Origin of the sequence: Chryseobacterium binzhouense (genome assembly GCF_007474545.1) — a bacterium.
In the GTDB taxonomy this organism is placed as follows: domain Bacteria; phylum Bacteroidota; class Bacteroidia; order Flavobacteriales; family Weeksellaceae; genus Chryseobacterium; species Chryseobacterium binzhouense.
Genome location: NZ_VKOG01000002.1, coordinates 17,169 through 32,807 on the forward strand (window position 1 = coordinate 17,169; position 15,639 = coordinate 32,807).

Genomic DNA, 15,639 nt, shown 5'->3' on the forward strand with positions numbered 1-15,639 from the left:
ATGCTGAAAGTCACTTCAAAAGAACAAGGCGCATTAGTAGTTGCCGATGTATTGGAAATTATTGGTGGAAAATGGCGTGGATTGATTTTGGCAAAACTCTGCGATGGATCGAAACGGTTTAACGAATTGAAATTGGATTTAAAAAACATTACTTCTTCTACTTTAACCAAAGAATTACGCCATTTGGAAGACCTGAAAATGATAGAAAGAGTCGTTATCCAAGAATCGCCGATTGCCGTGGAATACCGAATGACGGATCACGGAGCGTCCATCAAACAACTGATTTATCAAATCATCGAATGGGGATTGGAACACCGAAAGAAAGTGATTGGGGAGCAATAATTTCCACAGATTTTCGCAGAATTTTTCTCCGATGCACGCAGAAGATCATCAGGAATAAGTTATAAAAAAGAATTACACCTAGTAAAAAATGACCCAAACAAAATCCATTTGGATAACCTCTGGCTACGAAATATTGGCGTTGCAGGGCGAAAATGCCTTGAAAATAGAAACGCTTGCCAAAAAAATCGGGATTAGCAAGTCTTCCTTTTATCATCATTTTGCGAATATGCAACTCTTTGTAGAAGAACTCCTGAATTATCATTTGGAACAATCTAAGATTATTGCCGAAAAAGAGAAATTGGCTCAAACTATACAACCTGAGTTGATAGAAATTTTGGTGGAACATAAAACCGATTTACTTTTTAACCGCCAACTTCGGTTTAATCAACAGAAAAAAGAATTTCGGGAAACGCTGGAAAAATCGAACCAAATTATAGGAAATGAATTTATAAAAGTCTGGGCAAACGATTTGCAACTGAAACTTTCGGTAAAGCAGTTGGAAAGTATTTTTGAACTGGCTTTGGAAAATTTTTTCCTTCAAATAAACCCCGAGAATATTAGTTTTGAATGGATTTCGCATTATTTTGAAAATTTGAAAAGAATTGCTAAAAATTTTGAGTGACATTTTCAATAATCTCCTGTTTTATACCCAAGGTACTAAACTTTGTTGCTGTTGCGCCCCGACCTGAGTGGAGCTCTTTTTGTAAATTCCGGAATGGCAAAAGCTTTGGGGGATTTACAAAAAAGCGGGAACAGAGGGCGGAAAAAGGCGCCCAAAAAAATTAATCTATCATTTTGTACGCAAGCGTCTACAATCTGAACTTTTGTAGGACTAATTTTGCAAAAAATTTAGATAATGACACAAGAATTTCACAAGTTTTACCTGAAAATTACCGCAATTGTCGTGGGTTCTTTTGGTCCGATTTTCTTTTTGGGAACAATGTTGCCAACTTCGGAACCGGCACGCTGGTCTTTGGATTTGCTGAGTCTTCCGCTGGACGGATTGCAGAATTACGAAGCACCAACCACCCGATTTTTGAGTGCTTTAACGGGCGGATTTTTGTTTGGTTGGGGTGTTTGCATCTGGTTTTTGCAAAAATGGGTCTACGATAAAGCGCCAAATGAAGTAAGAAAAGCAGTTTTAGCGGGACTTTTGGCGTGGTTTTTCTTGGATAGTGCGGGTTCTGTAGCATCGGGAAATACGAGTAATGCGTTTATTAATATTTTGGTGTTGCTGATTGCAGTTGGGCCGCTCTGGAAAGCTGCAAAAGCTTGAAAAGGTATTCATAGATTTGATTTTCTGCAAAAAAGTGTTCACGCAGATTTTTGCACATTTAAAACTCTGATTTTCACAGGTTTTTTCCCGAAAATAAGCTTGTCTAAAGTAAAAAAATCGTTGCAAAAAATCATAAGTGCTCCTTTAGGAGCAGAATCTGTGTAGAGATAATAGCAATTAGACCAAGCGCAATCCGTAGGATTGCAATAAAAATATCCAAATTCAATACTTATAGATAGCGTTCCTACGGAACGCAGAATGGTTTTGAACATGAATTCTACACAGATAAAACTCCGAAGGAGTTTACAGCAAAGTGAATTTTGAATTTAATTCACCTTAAACAACTTCAATGTAAAAAAATAAACTTTCAACGCTTTTCTTGACGATTTTTCGCCTCAAAAGCGTATTAAAATAATGTGTCGGAAATTTAATTAACTCAAAAAAAAAAAAATAAAAAAAATGAACAATTCTAATTTTCTAAAAGTTCTTTTGGCTGTACAAGCTTTGGCTGTTTTGGTGTATACCATTTTGGTGTTTCAAAAAGAAGGCGCTGATTTGTTTTCGGTGTTTTTCAGCAATGTGAAATCCGTTAATTGGAGCGGACAGTTTAATCTGGATTTTATGAGTTATCTCACACTTTCTGGACTTTGGGTGATGTGGCGCAATCATTTCTCAGGAAAATCTATTGTAATAGGATTGGCAGCAATGATTTTAGGGATTGTTTTTTTTGCTCCCTACGTTTTGGTATTGCTGATGCAAGAAAAAGGCGATTTGAAAAAAGTTTTGGTGGACAATCGCTAAACGTTGCTTTCGGGGTTGTTTTTTGCTTAATTTTGCCCACAAGATGAAGCCCGAAAACGACCAACTGTACCAGTTTTTCATTACCGAATTTCCTTTTAATAAAGAAGGTTTGGAGCTTTTTGTGAATTCTTTCGAAACCAAAAATTATAAGAAAAACCAGCCGATTTTACATTTTGGGGAAACAGAAAAAGAACTTCGTTTTTTGGACAGCGGAATTATTCGGGAATTTTATGCCAACAACGGAAAGGAGAAAAACATTGATTTTTTTCTTACTGGCGAATTTGTAACCGATTTCTATTCCTTTGTTTCCGAAAAACCGACCCGCAAAAATCAGGAATGCGTTACCGATGTACAAATCAGAACCTTATCCAAAGAAAAATTCCTTCATTTTTTAAAGGAATACAGTTGCGGAAAACTCTTTGTGGACGAAATTTTTCAGCGGATTATTGAGAAAAAAGAACAAGATGAATTTGCCCAGTTCATCAATACCGCCGAAGAAAACTATAAACTTTTGCTACAAGATAAACCGAATTGGCTGCAACGGATTCCGCAGTATCACATTGCTTCGTATCTGGGAATAACGCCCGAAACGTTGAGCAGAATTCGGAAACGGATTTTTTAAAATTTGGGCGTGCCCTTCCTTCATTCTTCAGTCAGGTCGGGCTTTTCGTTCCAATTTTTTTGTTCGTTCCTCACAAAAAAGATTTCCACTGCAATCCCTCACGCAAAAAAACTCGAATAAAAGAAATTTCTTGATTCCAATCAATGACTTGCATCGCTCCGTCGTTTCATCTTTGCAAAAATTTAAAATTTAAAAAAAATGAAACTACATCATCTTCGTAACGCCACTTTGGTTATAGAAACACAAGAAAAATTTATTTTAGTCGATCCTATGTTGGGCAAAAAAGGTTCGGGTTTGCCTTTTACGCTTTTCCGTTTCAAACCAAGAAAAAATCCTTTGGTGGATTTACCTTCCAACAGCGATTTCGTTTTAGAAAAAGTGACGCATTGTTTGATTACGCATTTGCATCCCGATCATTTGGACAAAGATGCAGAAGCGTTTCTGAAAGAGAAAAACATTCCTGTTATCTGTTCTAAAAATGATGAAAAAACACTCCGAAAAAGAGGACTAAACATTGCTAAAAGTATTGATTTTTGGAAAGAATACGATTTTTTGGGCGGAAAAATCATCGGAATTCCTGCCATTCACGGTTACGGATTTATTGCAAAACCAATGGGAAATGTGATGGGTTTCTATGTGGAACTTCCCAATGAAAAATCCATATACATCAGTGCAGATACAGTCTATACGCAGCACGTAGATCGGGTGTTGCGAGAACTGAAACCCGATATTTCGGTTTTGGCGTGCGGAAGCGCTCAACTGGATTTTGGAAAACCGCTTTTGATGACAATGGATGACATTCTAAAATTCATCAAAAATGCGCCCGGAAAAGTTTTTGCCAATCATTTGGAAGCGCTGAATCATTGCCCAACCACGAGAATTCAACTTCGCAATGAACTTAAAAATCATCAGTTGCTGGAAAAAGTTTTTGTTCCGGAAGATGGAGAAAGTGTGGTTTTGTAGTGTTTTGTAATGCCTTTCCCTTGATAATTTCCAAATTAACGGCTGAAAATTGATTATCCGCAACATATAAATATAGTAACCTTTTCAGTCAGCTTACTTCTGTCTTAATTATTTATACTTGAAGATAATTGTAGAATATCAAATACTCCTCATCTAATCAGTAATTTCTTACGGTAATATGAAAACAGCTTTGCTGCCTTTCTTTAATGTAATAGATACGCCCCAGATTGGCGTAATGCTTTAAGACTTTTTCTAATGCCGCTTCCAGTTTAGGATTGGTTCGAAGAACATTATTAAATCTCACATAAGAAATATCGAAAGAATTTCCATAATTATGGGAACTGATGCCTAACGACGCATTGCTGTTGACTTTTCGCAATCTGCATTGATCCTCAAGCGTTCTTGTGAGTGACGAAACGGTAAAAGTCTGACCTTTGGTCTCTTTGCTGAATTTTGCTCCGATGTTTTCTAATGTAATTTTCGCTTTTGAGACCAAATATGCTCTACTGTAATCCAGTTTTTGCACTCTGAAACCTTTACCACTTTTTTTAACAGTATGGAATTTACCTTTATTGATATATCTCTGAACGTGAGCTGTAGTTTCCAGGATTTTCACATTAAAACTTCTTGAAGCGTCCAGATGAGGCTGATAAAGAAAAGTTGGCTGAACTTTCAACACCTCTTTCAAATCGTAGCACGGACTAATCTTCTGTGATGACTGAGAATAAAAAACATGACCTAATAAAAAAAGAAAAAAATACAGCAGCTTTTTCATTAAAATAATTTCAACTTAAACTTCATTTAATCTGTAAACTTTTCAAATATAACAAATTTTCAGTTAATATTTTTTAGCGAAGTTGTTTAAAGTTTCCTAATTAGAATGCAGACAAAAGCTAACAAGTGTAAGTCTCTCCAATGTTTTTCCTTAGTCTCATATCTTATTAATAGTGCTTTGAATCCGTCTATCCATGCATTCATTCGCTCAATGACGAATCTTCTTTTGTAAAGTTCTTTATCAAAAATTTCTTCTCTATCTGAGATATTGCCGTTTCTTTTATTGAAATCAATATTGGCAAACAGATCATTTTTTATACAAAAGTTTCTCAATTCCCAAGCATCAAAGCCTGCGTCAGCATTTAGAAAAAGGTAATCTGTCCTAATTTCGGATTTCTTTATGTCTTTCAACATCATATGCAATTGTTGTTCGATTTCAAAAACATCATGATGGTTTCCGGAAGTAACTTCCGAACAGCTTAAAGGAAGACCATTATTATCACAAATAAAAAGCATATTGCTCGTCTTTGCTTTTTTTCTTCCCTGACAGCCAACATTCTCACCTCCTCTTTTTGATATTGTATGGGATCCGTCCAACTGAATACAGCTCATGTCCAAAAGTGTTTTGTACTTTTCTAAGAGTCTTTGTTTGATCATTTCCCAGCTTCCATTTTTACTCCATCTTGCAAAATGCTGGTAAACACTGTTCCAGCTATATTCTACTTCAAAAAACTGTTTCATAGGAAGTTCCCGCCATTGACAGCCTGTTTTAAGACGATATAGAATAGCTCTTACAACATCTTCCAACAATACTTTGGAGTTATTTTTCTTTTCTCCTAATGATAAATACGGACAAATCTCTTTTTTATAATATCTTTGCTTAACAAACTTTTTTTTGAAAGAATGAAACAACTTTTTCATAAAGTTTTCATTCTTTCTTTTACTTTAAACAAGTTCAGCATTTATACATTATAGCTCTCATAAAAACAGGCTTTAATTATATAAAGCCTGTAAGATTGAATTTTTACCAGAAACTATTTTTTGATGAACTGATGTCTCATCATTTTGGATTCTGATTCTATCTGGAGATAATAATTTCCTGTGGATAAGTCTGATATATTCAGCCTGTATTTTGTCTCATTATTTACCGCTTGTTTTCTTACTAATCTTCCGTCTGACGCAAAAATATGTATCTGCTGTAAAGGACTGTCACTTTTAATAATGATAAAATCGGTTGCCGGATTTGGAAAAAATTTAGCAAAATCTTTCTGCACATCATTCACTGATAGATTGGGCAATGTGGCTTTTGTAAGATACTGAAACTGACCAGTAACCAATTGTGTCTGAACGCCAGTTGCTGTATTAATAGAAAATAATGCGCTTCCTGTAGTATAAAGAATATTTCCGTTGTCAGCCTGAATAACACCTCTAAGGTTCCCACTACTTACCGGATAATAATTCAGAATACTTCCGTTTGCTGATGAAATTACATATACTCCGGCATTATTTCCGGAGGTGGAATTATTTTGGAAAACCGCTGCAATAATATTTCCATTGGATGTAAAATTTATTTGCTGTAAATTCTGAAAAACTCCCGAAGGAACAAGATTTCCCTGTGAAACTCCTGAATAGTTAATTTTCTGAATGCCATTGATGTCTAAACCCGAAACATATACCGTCCCGTTATTGTTATCCAGAACATCAAATATTGATGTATTCGGAGCCGGATAAGTTCCTAAAAGAGTTCCTGTTAAACTGAAGCGGACGATTGAGTTTGCGGTTGCACCATTTGCACTTCCCGCATTGGTAACCCAAACCTCATTATTAACGACATTAATGCCGCGTAAATTATCTAATCCTGAAGAGATTGTAGACACATAAGCTCCGGATAAATCGTAGATGTAAATTTTATCACCCGTTTGATCTGTAACCCATATCCTATCATTTACCTGAGCAATACCTTTTACCGTTCCGGGATTTTGTGCCGTCATATCAATAAAGTTCGCATTGATGACTGAACCGTCTGACGAACTCAAACGGAGAATTTTCTTAGCTCCTGTAGCAGAAGACACCAAAAGAATACTGTTTTGAGCAGAAATAAATATTCCTGTAAGAAAAAACAGCATTTTGAAAAAAGTAGATTTTAAACTCATAATTAATTATTTTTAGAATTATTATACATGATATTGTACTTGAAAAATGAAAACACGTCTAAATATAGTTATTTTTTTGTCAATAATTTAAAATCAACATCATATTATTTATTAAAAACCACCAAATAATCTAATTAATTGAATAATTAATTTTTTTGTACATTAGCATTTAATAATTTAAAAAACATTAAAATGATTTCAAAAACATCAAAATTTGCTGCCGAAATGATTGGCACAATGGTACTTGTTCTCATGGGCTGCGGAAGCGCAGTAATTGCCGGTGCAGATGGCACAACAGGAGTCGGACTTCTGGGAATTTCTTTTGCATTCGGTCTGAGTGTAATTGCAATGGCATACGCAATCGGACATATTTCAGGATGTCATATCAATCCTGCAATTTCAATAGCAATGGTTGCCGCCGGAAGAATGAGACTGGATGAAGCGATCCTTTATATTGTTGCACAAATCGTAGGTGCGATAATAGGTGCAGGAATTCTTTACATAATTTTCACCAATCATCCCGGTGCTGTAATAGGAGAATGGGCATTGGGTTCTAACGGTTGGGGAACCGGTTATCTGGATGCTTACAATATGACTGCTGCATTTGTTGCAGAGTTTGTGTTTACTTTTATCTTTTTGATGGTTATTTTAGGATCAACCTCAACGAAAAATATCAATGGCGGATTTGCCGGTTTAGCAATTGGTTTTTCTTTAGTCCTTATTCATATTGTAGGAATAAAAATAACAGGAGTGTCTGTAAATCCTGCAAGAAGTATCGGTCCTGCTATTTTTGCAGGTGGAGAAGCACTTTCGCAGCTTTGGCTATTTATTGTTGCTCCGGTTTTAGGCGGTATTGTTGCTGCTTTCACTTACAATTTACTGATTGAAAAGCCTGAACATAAAGTATCATAGATCAGCGGCTTTTTATAAGATAAATCCTGCTTCATTTTTTATTGAGGCAGGATTTTTTTTATTTTTTATTTTTTAAATCAAATGGATTTTTAAAAATAAGTTCTTCGTGCTTTCCTTTAATTTCCATTTTACGATAAAGAAGATTGAGTGCCATTTTTCTGATGAACAAATCCTTATCTGTAAGTTTCCAGTAAGAATCATTATGCACTCTCGGGGGTTTGCGGATTTCATAAAATTCAGTTTCCCAGGAATCTACATTGTGGTAAAATTCAATAATTCCGCAATGTGAAGGTATTGAAGAGTGTTCTATCATTCCCATCGGAAGCAGAAAACTGAATGTGTTGCAGATATAATCACCGCAGCATATCTTGTCATGTTTCAGATATTTTTCTCCTGTAGAATTATTGGTGTACGATTTTTTAAAATCATTTTTAAAATCACTTTTAGAAAGTTTTATTTCTATTTCGTGACTAAAACCCTCAGAATTTATTATTAGAATATCTGCTTCCCAATCTGCCTGAAAATGGTTGGTAAGAACAATTTCTTTCTCAAAATCGCATTGAGAATGAATGAATGCATGAACGAGTTCTTCTATTTTTAACACGATTTAATTTATATAATAAACCAATTGTCATCAACTTACAAGCAGACTGCAACCGCGAATATCGGAATGATCAATCCTTCCCAATACCTGAAATTTATATTTCTCTATTTTACCCAAATCCTGAGTTGCAATAAATGAGCAGGAATGAATATTTGCCAAATCAATAATATTAATTGCTCCTGTTCTCCCCTCCTTTTCATAACTGAAAGGATCTTCGGTGTTTCTGATTAAAATTTTCATCCAGCCCGGACACTGGTATTCATTATTTCCTAAAGAATATGCCTGAGAAAGTAATTCGGTCATAGAATATTCTGAAAAAATTTTATCGGTTCCAAAACCATTTTGCAGAATTTTCAGTAATTCATCTTTTGTCATTTCTTCCTTTCTTCCTTTCATCCCTCCTGTTTCAATTACAGTAAGTATATCAGAATGCTCAAGGTTCTGAGTGCTTTGCAGACAATAATCTAAAAAATCCAGAAGTGCAAAAGAAACCCCGAAAAGAATTACTTTTTTACCTTTCAGAAGATTCAAGAGATGAAGCAAGTCTTCATGATTGTACAAAAAATATCCGTTCTCTTTTTCACCAGATTTCTTCATCAGATAGTCTACCATATAAATGAGAGATGAATTTTTGCGTTCAAGATAGCTGGGCAAAAGTCCGAGAAAAATAAAATCTTCCGGCTTGCCAACAAATTGCTCAAAGCTCCTTACAATACTTTCCTGATAAATACTCTCATCAGCAATATAATGCTTAGAAAGATTCATCATCGTAGTTCCTGAGCTCTGGAAATACAGATCTGAAGAAATATTTTTGTTGAGAACTTTATGATTCTTAAACATCTCTATCGGCAGAAACGGAATTTTGTCTAAGGAATCAACACTCTCAGGATTGATATTGAGATAATCTACAAATTTCCTGTACACCTCTACATGATGATACTGAAATGTAAACGCTGACAACGAAGCTTCCAAAAAATCCTGTTCGTTCTTTATATTAAATATATTTTTCAACTTAATTCACTGCTTTATATAAATTTAATTACTCATTTTGAGGCAATTATATCTTACAATCAAAAATAATTCACACTTTAAGAAGTAAATAAAAATTTGGTTTAATATTTTGTGTATATTCGTACCAGAATATGGATTAATAATAAGGGGTTTATAGCCTTTATTGAGAATTACCTCTTTTAGGGGTAATTTTTTATTTTACAGCTCCAAAAGTTTTCAGTTCAAATTCATTTTCAAAAACTCCGTAGGTGAAATAAGATATCCAGTCACCCAAATTAATGTATTTTGAATTCTTTTCCAATTCTAAAACCATAGGTAAATGACGGTGACCATAGATAAAATAATCTATATTTTCCTTCTCCAGTTTCTTTTTAGAGTAGATAATTAAAAACTCTTTATCCTCTCCTAAAAACTCTTTGTCTTCGTCTCCCGAAATCATTTTGTTTTTCTGAGACAGATACAAAGCAATTTTCATTGCAATATCCGGATGCAGCCACCTGAAAAACCACTGAGCAACAGGATTGGTAAACACCTTTTTCATCCTTTTATAACCTTTATCTCCCGGTCCCAAACCGTCTCCGTGAGCCAGGAGAAACTGCTTTCCTCCCATTTCAAAATACTGTTTTTTGTAGAAAACAGTACAGCCAATCTCATCTTCAAGATAATCTTTCATCCACAAATCATGATTTCCGACAAAAAAATAAATCTGGATTCCGCTATCCTTCAATTCAGCAATCTTTCCTAAAACACGTACATAACCTTTAGGAATCACGTGATTCCATTCATGCCAGAAATCAAACAGGTCGCCCATAAGAAATAAAACCTGAGCATCTTCTTTAATTTCATTCATCCAACGGATAAACTTTTCTTCGCGAATTTTACTTTCTTTAGGATTAGGAGCTCCAAAATGCTGGTCAGAAGCAAAATATACTTTTTTTCCGGGCTCTAAATGAATGGTTGTTTTAAGCACGACTTAACGTTTTAAATCTTTCGTATTAATTATCCTCAGCAAACCATTCTCCGTAGGAGTTCTCGGTTTCGTGAAGTTTAAGATAGGCAAGAGAAATTCCTTCCGGAAGTTTAGATTTTATTTTGGCTGCAATAGCATACAACATATTTTCGCAGGTTGGCTGAAAGGTGCAATAAATTACTTTATGCCCTTTTTCTTCGAGATCCTCACCCAATTGCTTATGAGGAGACAACCCGTTGATGAGTACAGCATGATCCCAAACATCTACAATTTCAGACTTTACAATCGTTTTTATATCTCCAAAATCTACCACCATTCCATTTTTAGGATGATCAAGATCATTAATTGGTCTTCCTTTTACCGTTACGAAAAGTTTGTAAGAATGTCCATGCATATTTTTACATTTACCATCATAATTATATAAAACATGAGCAGTTTCGAATGTAAAAATTTTTGTAATACGTATCATGCTGCAAAGATACGCAATTGTATTTTGCTTTTATACTCTATAAATTAACAAAAACTTCTCGTTAAGTCAGTCTAATGAATTTACCAATACAAAGTAGCGGTAAGCCAATATTCCTTTCTGGATTTTGGTTAGCTTGGCCGGATCCTTATCACTTAGTTTTGGCAGAATAGCTTTGTTAATCTTATTTAAAACTTTAAAAACTGATTTCTTCATAAGTAAATTTTATTCTATTTAAAAAACTATCTTCATCCGTATATGTATCTTAAATCACGCTTATTTCATATCTTTAATTTATAATTAAATTTCTGAAAGAGTCATTTAATGAAAACAATATTCAAAATTGTCTGATTGCCGGAATAGCTGCTTAGAATAAAAATTATCCAAAAATTATGCTATAAATATCATGAACGAAATATTTAAAAAACAGGTATGGCAAATTACTAAACTGGTTCCGAAAGGCAGAGTAACAAGCTACGGCGCTATTGCAAAAGCTGTTGGTTTTCCAAATCACTCCCGTCATGTAGGAAAAGCAATGGGAGGATGCCCTGATGATGTTCCGGCACATCGGGTCATTTCATCATCAGGTTTACTGTCGGTTCCTGAGTTTCAAACAAGATTGGAAAAAGAAGGTATAGAAGTGGAAAATTTAAAAATCAAGAATTTTAAAAATATTTTCTGGAATCCTATGGAAGAAATATAATTAAATTTGATCTTTGACTAAAATTTCGGCGCGGCGGCTTTGCCGCCGCGCCGAAACACATAAATTCTTCATTTATCTTGAAAATATTACATTTTCATTTTAACAAAATAGAAAATTAGCAACATCCAGCTCAGAATCATCAATAATCCTCCAAGCGGAGTGATCGGTCCGAGAAATTTCATATTCATCCCAAAATAATCCTGCATGCTCAATCCGTAAATACTGAAAGAGAAAAGAATTGTTCCGAAAATCATCAACCAGGAAATCCAGTTTTCGGTTTTGGTTTCAAATTTCAAAATGTAGCCTACAATTAATAAAAAAAAAGCAGCATACATTTGGTATCTTACGCCTGTTTCAAAACTTTCCAGTCTTTCCACAGATAATATTTTTTTTAAAGCATGTGCTCCGAAAGCTCCTAGAATGACAGATAGCATTCCGTAAACAGCTCCGAAGACTAAAGTGATTGTTTTCATTATTAAATTCTTTATTCTGTACTTGTCTTTATTGGCAATATATGTTCTGTGATTAGAATGTAATTAAAATATTTTTTATTCATTTCATATAAAACTATAGCGGACAGATAAGAAAACTCCTCATCTCCAGATATTGGTTTTATTTTTTTTTAAGTATCCATCTGTATCCAAAATAAAATAAATTTTTGCAGACAAAGGAATTTCATTGAACTCTTTTAACTTAAGTGACTGAAAATAGCTAAGAAAATTCTGGTTAATTTCATTTCTACCGGCAGATAGATTTTCATAGCTACCTCTTTGATCGTTTGGAATTCCTAAAAATTCAATTCCAGAAAAATCTTCACTATCTCTAAGTTTATTTATTCTTTCAACCTCGTTTGGATAATCTTTCAAATAGGCCATTTTTTTTCCAATTAATGGATGCTGATTGTTTAGTGTATTTAACAATTTTTTCAGTTCTTCTATTTTTTTTATTTTACATAATTGTAATTCTTTTTTGTACTTACCGTAATCTAACCTCGCTAAGGAATCATGTACTTTTTTCTCAGTTTTACTTTGTTTTTCGAATATAACAGGGTGTTTAAGAATGTACTTTTTATACAATTCCGATTTATTCTCCTGAAATTGAGTGTATATTTTTTCTCTTTCTCCTTTTACATCCAATATTTCCTTATCACTTTGTGCAAAAGAAAAATTAAATAAAACAGGAACTAATATGATGATTATTCTTTTCACGTTATTATCTACTTCTCAACTTTTCCAATTCCGCAATCACTTCGTGATGACTCACCGTTTTATCTTTAAAGTAGGTCACAAAATATTGCTTTTCCTCTTCCGTTGCGTTAAACTGATTCAGAATATTGAAAAGGTGCATTTTCATATGTCCTTTCTGAATTCCTGTTGTGACCAAAGAACGTAACGCTCCGAAATTCTGAGCCAAACCGGAAACTGCCAAAATACTCATCAATTCCTGTGCGGAAGGTTTTCCAAGAAGCGCCAAAGAGAATTTTACTAATGGATGAAGATTCGTCAAACCACCAACAACACCAACAGAAATCGGAAGATCAATCCAGAATCTGAAAATTCCGTTGTCTATGGTGCAATGTGTGAGAGATGAATATTTTCCGTTTCTCGCTGCGTATGCGTGTGCGCAAGCTTCAGTTGCTCGGAAATCATTTCCGGTAGCAATGACAACGGCATCTACTCCATTCATAATTCCTTTATTGTGAGTTGTTGCACGGAAAGGTTCAATTTCAGCAATTGTAACTGCCTGTTTAAATTTCCAGGCAAATTCTTCATTAGAAATTCCGCTGTCATCTTTCAGATCTTCAATTTTGCAGGAAACTTCAGCTCTTACAATACAATCCGGAGTGAAATTGGACAGAATATTCATCACAATTTGCAAAGAATTTTTTTCTTCCTGAGAAAAATCTTCGCTTACCGCCACTTCCTGTTTCAATGTTTTACCAAACTGCTCCAGACAGGAATTGATGAAATTAGCTCCCATCGAATCCACCGTATCAAAACTTGCTTTCAGCTGATAATAGTTTGGCATTTCGGAGGTTTTATCAACCAACTTAATGTCCAGAATCCCGCCGCCGCGTTTTTTCATATTTGCGGTGATATCTTCTGTTGCTTGCAGCAGTTTTTTCTTTAGTTTAAAATTGAAAAAATGAAGAAGTTTATGAGCTTCCACATCAAAAATAAAGTGGGTATGTCCCAGTTTTTCATTGTTGATGATCGTTGTTTTAAAACCACCTTTATCAATCCAGAATTTTGCTGCTTTTGAGGCTGCTGCTACAACGGAGCTTTCCTCAACTGCCATCGGAAGTGCAAACAGCTTTCCGTCAATCAGGAAATTCGGAGCAATTCCGTAAGGCATATAAAAATTGGAAATGGTATTTTCGGAAAACTCGTCGTGGAGCTTCTGCAAATCAGCATTTTCGTTCCAGTATTGGTTTAATATATTTTGATATTCTTTGTTTCCTTCGAGATACTCGTTTATGAGCCAGTCGATTTTTCCCTGCTTCGTTAATTTGGAAAAACCTTCAACGGGTTTATGATTCATATGTTGTTTTTGTTTTTTCTTAATAAGTAATATGTAAATGCTCCCGCAATTTATAACATAAAATTGATACGTGTAAATATACTAATTTGTCACTTTAAAGCGTTGATAACTTCTATCAAAAAAGATTGACATTTATCAATTTTGGAACTAAATTTGACAAATTGTAATTAAAATTAAAATCCGTTAACGCCAATATGAATTTCGACCGCATAAAAGAAAAACTTGAAATACTTGCAGATGCTGCCAAGTACGATGTTTCGTGTTCTTCCAGCGGTGGAAAACGAAAAAATAACGGTGGTCTGGGAGACAGTTCTGCAAGCGGAATTTGTCATACTTATACTGAAGACGGACGTTGTGTTTCGCTTCTGAAAATCTTATTGACCAATCATTGTATTTATGATTGCATTTATTGCGTTTCCAGAAAATCAAATGACATCAAACGTGCAGCTTTTACAGTAGAAGAAGTTGTGGATTTGACTATCAGTTTTTATCGGCGAAATTATATAGAGGGCTTATTTTTGAGTTCAGGGATTTTCAAAAATGCGGATACAACTATGGAACGTCTGGTTCGGGTGGCAAAAAAATTGAGAACCGAACATAAATTTAATGGTTATATTCATTTGAAATCGATTCCCGGAGCAAGTGATGATTTGATGAATGAAGCGGCTCTGTATGCAGACCGACTGTCTGTCAATCTTGAAATTCCGACAGAATCCGGATTGAAATTGTTGGCTCCTGATAAAAACCGCGAAGATATGCTTCAGCCAATGCGAATTGTTCAAAAAGGCATCCAGCAATATAAAGACGAGAAAAAAATTATCCGTAGCGCTCCGAAATTTGCACCGGCAGGACAATCCACACAAATGATTGTAGGTGCAACCAACGAAAACGATTTGCAAATCATCAAAGTTGCCGATCATTTTTATAAAAATTACGGAATGAAGCGGGTTTATTATTCGGGGTATATTCCTGTAACGGTTGATAATCGTTTACCTGCAATAACTTCGGAAGTTCCTGTTTTAAGGGAAAACCGTCTTTACCAATCAGATTGGCTGATGAGGTTTTATGGTTTCAAAGCTGATGAAATTTTAGATTTTAATATGCCTTTTCTGGATTTGGAAGTAGATCCAAAATTAAGTTGGGCTTTGCGGCATTTGGAACAATTTCCTGTTAATTTGCAGACAGCAGATTATAAAATGATTCTCAGAATCCCTGGAATTGGTGTAAAAACTGCGCAAAAAATTGTGAGCGCAAGACAGTTTCAGGTTTTGAATATTGATCATCTTAAAAAACTGGGAGCAGCCGTTAACCGTGCAAAATATTTCATTGATTTCACTTACGGAAATCCATTTTTGAAGCATTTAACAGACTTAAACTTAAGAAAGTTGATTATTGGCGGAAGTCAGTCCAAGTTTCAGAATCAGTTTTCTCAGCAATTGACCTTATTTTAGAATACGAAGGCTTCGACTCCGCTCAGCCTGACAATTCGTAGATTAAAAAA

At 34.7% G+C, this 15,639-nt stretch carries 20 protein-coding genes; 9 read left to right on the forward strand and 11 right to left on the reverse strand.

Features of this window, described 5'->3' with window-relative positions; translation table 11 throughout:
- The 3 genes from FNE73_RS05795 to FNE73_RS05805 all read left to right on the forward strand — a co-directional run bounded on the left by FNE73_RS05795 (nt 1) and on the right by FNE73_RS05805 (nt 1,618).
- Entirely contained in the window at nt 1-342 is a 342-nt protein-coding gene (locus tag FNE73_RS05795) for a winged helix-turn-helix transcriptional regulator (protein ID WP_143883841.1), read from the forward strand.
- Between the two features lie 88 nt (nt 343-430).
- Nucleotides 431-964, forward strand: coding sequence for a TetR/AcrR family transcriptional regulator (locus FNE73_RS05800; protein ID WP_143883842.1), 534 nt, complete (start codon nt 431-433; stop codon nt 962-964).
- A gap of 234 nt (nt 965-1,198) precedes the next feature.
- Nucleotides 1,199-1,618 (forward strand): hypothetical protein, encoded by a 420-nt coding sequence (locus FNE73_RS05805; RefSeq protein WP_143883843.1) that lies wholly within the window; start codon nt 1,199-1,201, stop codon nt 1,616-1,618.
- 38 nt (nt 1,619-1,656) lie between these two features.
- On the opposite strand, the gene FNE73_RS05810 is transcribed toward FNE73_RS05805, so the two are convergent.
- Nucleotides 1,657-1,890, reverse strand: a complete 234-nt coding sequence (locus FNE73_RS05810; RefSeq protein WP_143883844.1) for a hypothetical protein — start codon at nt 1,888-1,890, stop codon at nt 1,657-1,659.
- A 187-nt stretch (nt 1,891-2,077) separates the two neighbouring features.
- Here FNE73_RS05810 and FNE73_RS05815 point away from each other — a divergent pair, with 187 nt between their 5' ends.
- The 3 genes from FNE73_RS05815 to FNE73_RS05825 all read left to right on the forward strand — a co-directional run bounded on the left by FNE73_RS05815 (nt 2,078) and on the right by FNE73_RS05825 (nt 4,004).
- Nucleotides 2,078-2,419 carry a hypothetical protein gene (locus FNE73_RS05815; protein ID WP_143883845.1) on the forward strand — a complete coding sequence of 114 codons (342 nt, stop codon included), beginning with the start codon at nt 2,078-2,080 and terminating at the stop codon, nt 2,417-2,419.
- Between the two features lie 43 nt (nt 2,420-2,462).
- Nucleotides 2,463-3,041 (forward strand): Crp/Fnr family transcriptional regulator, encoded by a 579-nt coding sequence (locus FNE73_RS05820; protein ID WP_143883846.1) that lies wholly within the window; start codon nt 2,463-2,465, stop codon nt 3,039-3,041.
- Nucleotides 3,042-3,239: 198 nt separating this feature from the next.
- The gene (locus FNE73_RS05825; protein WP_143883847.1) at nt 3,240-4,004 is read left to right on the forward strand and encodes an MBL fold metallo-hydrolase; all 765 of its coding nucleotides are present in this window, start codon (nt 3,240-3,242) and stop codon (nt 4,002-4,004) included.
- Nucleotides 4,005-4,161: 157 nt separating this feature from the next.
- Here FNE73_RS05825 and FNE73_RS05830 read toward each other — a convergent pair whose 3' ends face one another.
- The 3 genes from FNE73_RS05830 to FNE73_RS05840 form a co-directional block, all read right to left on the reverse strand.
- Nucleotides 4,162-4,779 carry a DUF5715 family protein gene (locus tag FNE73_RS05830; protein ID WP_143883848.1) on the reverse strand — a complete coding sequence of 206 codons (618 nt, stop codon included), beginning with the start codon at nt 4,777-4,779 and terminating at the stop codon, nt 4,162-4,164.
- A gap of 86 nt (nt 4,780-4,865) precedes the next feature.
- Nucleotides 4,866-5,699, reverse strand: coding sequence for an IS5 family transposase (locus tag FNE73_RS05835; protein ID WP_228429891.1), 834 nt, complete (start codon nt 5,697-5,699; stop codon nt 4,866-4,868).
- 113 nt (nt 5,700-5,812) lie between these two features.
- Complete coding sequence (locus FNE73_RS05840; protein ID WP_143883849.1) at nt 5,813-6,931, reverse strand: T9SS type A sorting domain-containing protein; 1,119 nt, start codon at nt 6,929-6,931, stop codon at nt 5,813-5,815.
- Between the two features lie 192 nt (nt 6,932-7,123).
- On the opposite strand from FNE73_RS05840, the gene aqpZ reads away from it, so the two are divergent.
- The gene (gene aqpZ / locus FNE73_RS05845; protein WP_143883850.1) at nt 7,124-7,843 is read left to right on the forward strand and encodes an aquaporin Z; all 720 of its coding nucleotides are present in this window, start codon (nt 7,124-7,126) and stop codon (nt 7,841-7,843) included.
- Nucleotides 7,844-7,901: 58 nt separating this feature from the next.
- Here the strand turns inward: aqpZ and FNE73_RS05850 are convergent, their stop codons facing one another.
- From FNE73_RS05850 to FNE73_RS05865, 4 genes are all read right to left on the reverse strand, one after another.
- A complete protein-coding gene (locus FNE73_RS05850; protein ID WP_143883851.1) occupies nt 7,902-8,447 on the reverse strand; it encodes a hypothetical protein in 546 nt (181 codons plus the stop codon).
- 30 nt (nt 8,448-8,477) lie between these two features.
- Nucleotides 8,478-9,458 (reverse strand): LuxE/PaaK family acyltransferase, encoded by a 981-nt coding sequence (locus FNE73_RS05855; RefSeq protein ID WP_143883852.1) that lies wholly within the window; start codon nt 9,456-9,458, stop codon nt 8,478-8,480.
- 193 nt (nt 9,459-9,651) lie between these two features.
- A complete protein-coding gene (locus FNE73_RS05860) occupies nt 9,652-10,428 on the reverse strand; it encodes a UDP-2,3-diacylglucosamine diphosphatase (protein ID WP_143883853.1) in 777 nt (258 codons plus the stop codon).
- A gap of 25 nt (nt 10,429-10,453) precedes the next feature.
- A complete protein-coding gene (locus tag FNE73_RS05865; RefSeq protein WP_143883854.1) occupies nt 10,454-10,897 on the reverse strand; it encodes a 6-pyruvoyl trahydropterin synthase family protein in 444 nt (147 codons plus the stop codon).
- Between the two features lie 403 nt (nt 10,898-11,300).
- On the opposite strand from FNE73_RS05865, the gene FNE73_RS05870 reads away from it, so the two are divergent.
- A complete protein-coding gene (locus FNE73_RS05870) occupies nt 11,301-11,597 on the forward strand; it encodes an MGMT family protein (protein ID WP_143883855.1) in 297 nt (98 codons plus the stop codon).
- An 86-nt stretch (nt 11,598-11,683) separates the two neighbouring features.
- Here FNE73_RS05870 and FNE73_RS05875 read toward each other — a convergent pair whose 3' ends face one another.
- From FNE73_RS05875 to FNE73_RS05885, 3 genes are all read right to left on the reverse strand, one after another.
- Entirely contained in the window at nt 11,684-12,070 is a 387-nt protein-coding gene (locus FNE73_RS05875) for a DUF423 domain-containing protein (RefSeq protein WP_143883856.1), read from the reverse strand.
- 120 nt (nt 12,071-12,190) lie between these two features.
- The gene (locus FNE73_RS05880) at nt 12,191-12,805 is read right to left on the reverse strand and encodes a hypothetical protein (RefSeq protein WP_143883857.1); all 615 of its coding nucleotides are present in this window, start codon (nt 12,803-12,805) and stop codon (nt 12,191-12,193) included.
- Nucleotides 12,806-12,809: 4 nt separating this feature from the next.
- Nucleotides 12,810-14,138 (reverse strand): hydroxymethylglutaryl-CoA reductase, degradative, encoded by a 1,329-nt coding sequence (locus FNE73_RS05885; RefSeq protein ID WP_143883858.1) that lies wholly within the window; start codon nt 14,136-14,138, stop codon nt 12,810-12,812.
- 194 nt (nt 14,139-14,332) lie between these two features.
- Between FNE73_RS05885 and FNE73_RS05890 the strand changes: the two genes are divergently transcribed.
- A complete protein-coding gene (locus FNE73_RS05890; RefSeq protein ID WP_143883859.1) occupies nt 14,333-15,589 on the forward strand; it encodes a putative DNA modification/repair radical SAM protein in 1,257 nt (418 codons plus the stop codon).
- The last annotated feature ends 50 nt before the right edge of the window (nt 15,590-15,639 follow it).

What these genes read in the sequence shown, in the direction of transcription:
- FNE73_RS05795 (WP_143883841.1), top strand. Translation starts at nt 1, where the DNA reads ATGCTGAAAGTCACTTCAAAAGAACAAGGCGCATTAGTAGTTGCCGAT.
- FNE73_RS05800 (WP_143883842.1), top strand. Translation starts at nt 431, where the DNA reads ATGACCCAAACAAAATCCATTTGGATAACCTCTGGCTACGAAATATTG.
- FNE73_RS05805 (WP_143883843.1), top strand. Translation starts at nt 1,199, where the DNA reads ATGACACAAGAATTTCACAAGTTTTACCTGAAAATTACCGCAATTGTC.
- FNE73_RS05810 (WP_143883844.1), bottom strand. Translation starts at nt 1,890, where the DNA reads ATGTTCAAAACCATTCTGCGTTCCGTAGGAACGCTATCTATAAGTATT.
- FNE73_RS05815 (WP_143883845.1), top strand. Translation starts at nt 2,078, where the DNA reads ATGAACAATTCTAATTTTCTAAAAGTTCTTTTGGCTGTACAAGCTTTG.
- FNE73_RS05820 (WP_143883846.1), top strand. Translation starts at nt 2,463, where the DNA reads ATGAAGCCCGAAAACGACCAACTGTACCAGTTTTTCATTACCGAATTT.
- FNE73_RS05825 (WP_143883847.1), top strand. Translation starts at nt 3,240, where the DNA reads ATGAAACTACATCATCTTCGTAACGCCACTTTGGTTATAGAAACACAA.
- FNE73_RS05830 (WP_143883848.1), bottom strand. Translation starts at nt 4,779, where the DNA reads ATGAAAAAGCTGCTGTATTTTTTTCTTTTTTTATTAGGTCATGTTTTT.
- FNE73_RS05835 (WP_228429891.1), bottom strand. Translation starts at nt 5,699, where the DNA reads ATGAAAAAGTTGTTTCATTCTTTCAAAAAAAAGTTTGTTAAGCAAAGA.
- FNE73_RS05840 (WP_143883849.1), bottom strand. Translation starts at nt 6,931, where the DNA reads ATGAGTTTAAAATCTACTTTTTTCAAAATGCTGTTTTTTCTTACAGGA.
- aqpZ (WP_143883850.1), top strand. Translation starts at nt 7,124, where the DNA reads ATGATTTCAAAAACATCAAAATTTGCTGCCGAAATGATTGGCACAATG.
- FNE73_RS05865 (WP_143883854.1), bottom strand. Translation starts at nt 10,897, where the DNA reads ATGATACGTATTACAAAAATTTTTACATTCGAAACTGCTCATGTTTTA.
- FNE73_RS05870 (WP_143883855.1), top strand. Translation starts at nt 11,301, where the DNA reads ATGAACGAAATATTTAAAAAACAGGTATGGCAAATTACTAAACTGGTT.
- FNE73_RS05875 (WP_143883856.1), bottom strand. Translation starts at nt 12,070, where the DNA reads ATGAAAACAATCACTTTAGTCTTCGGAGCTGTTTACGGAATGCTATCT.
- FNE73_RS05885 (WP_143883858.1), bottom strand. Translation starts at nt 14,138, where the DNA reads ATGAATCATAAACCCGTTGAAGGTTTTTCCAAATTAACGAAGCAGGGA.
- FNE73_RS05890 (WP_143883859.1), top strand. Translation starts at nt 14,333, where the DNA reads ATGAATTTCGACCGCATAAAAGAAAAACTTGAAATACTTGCAGATGCT.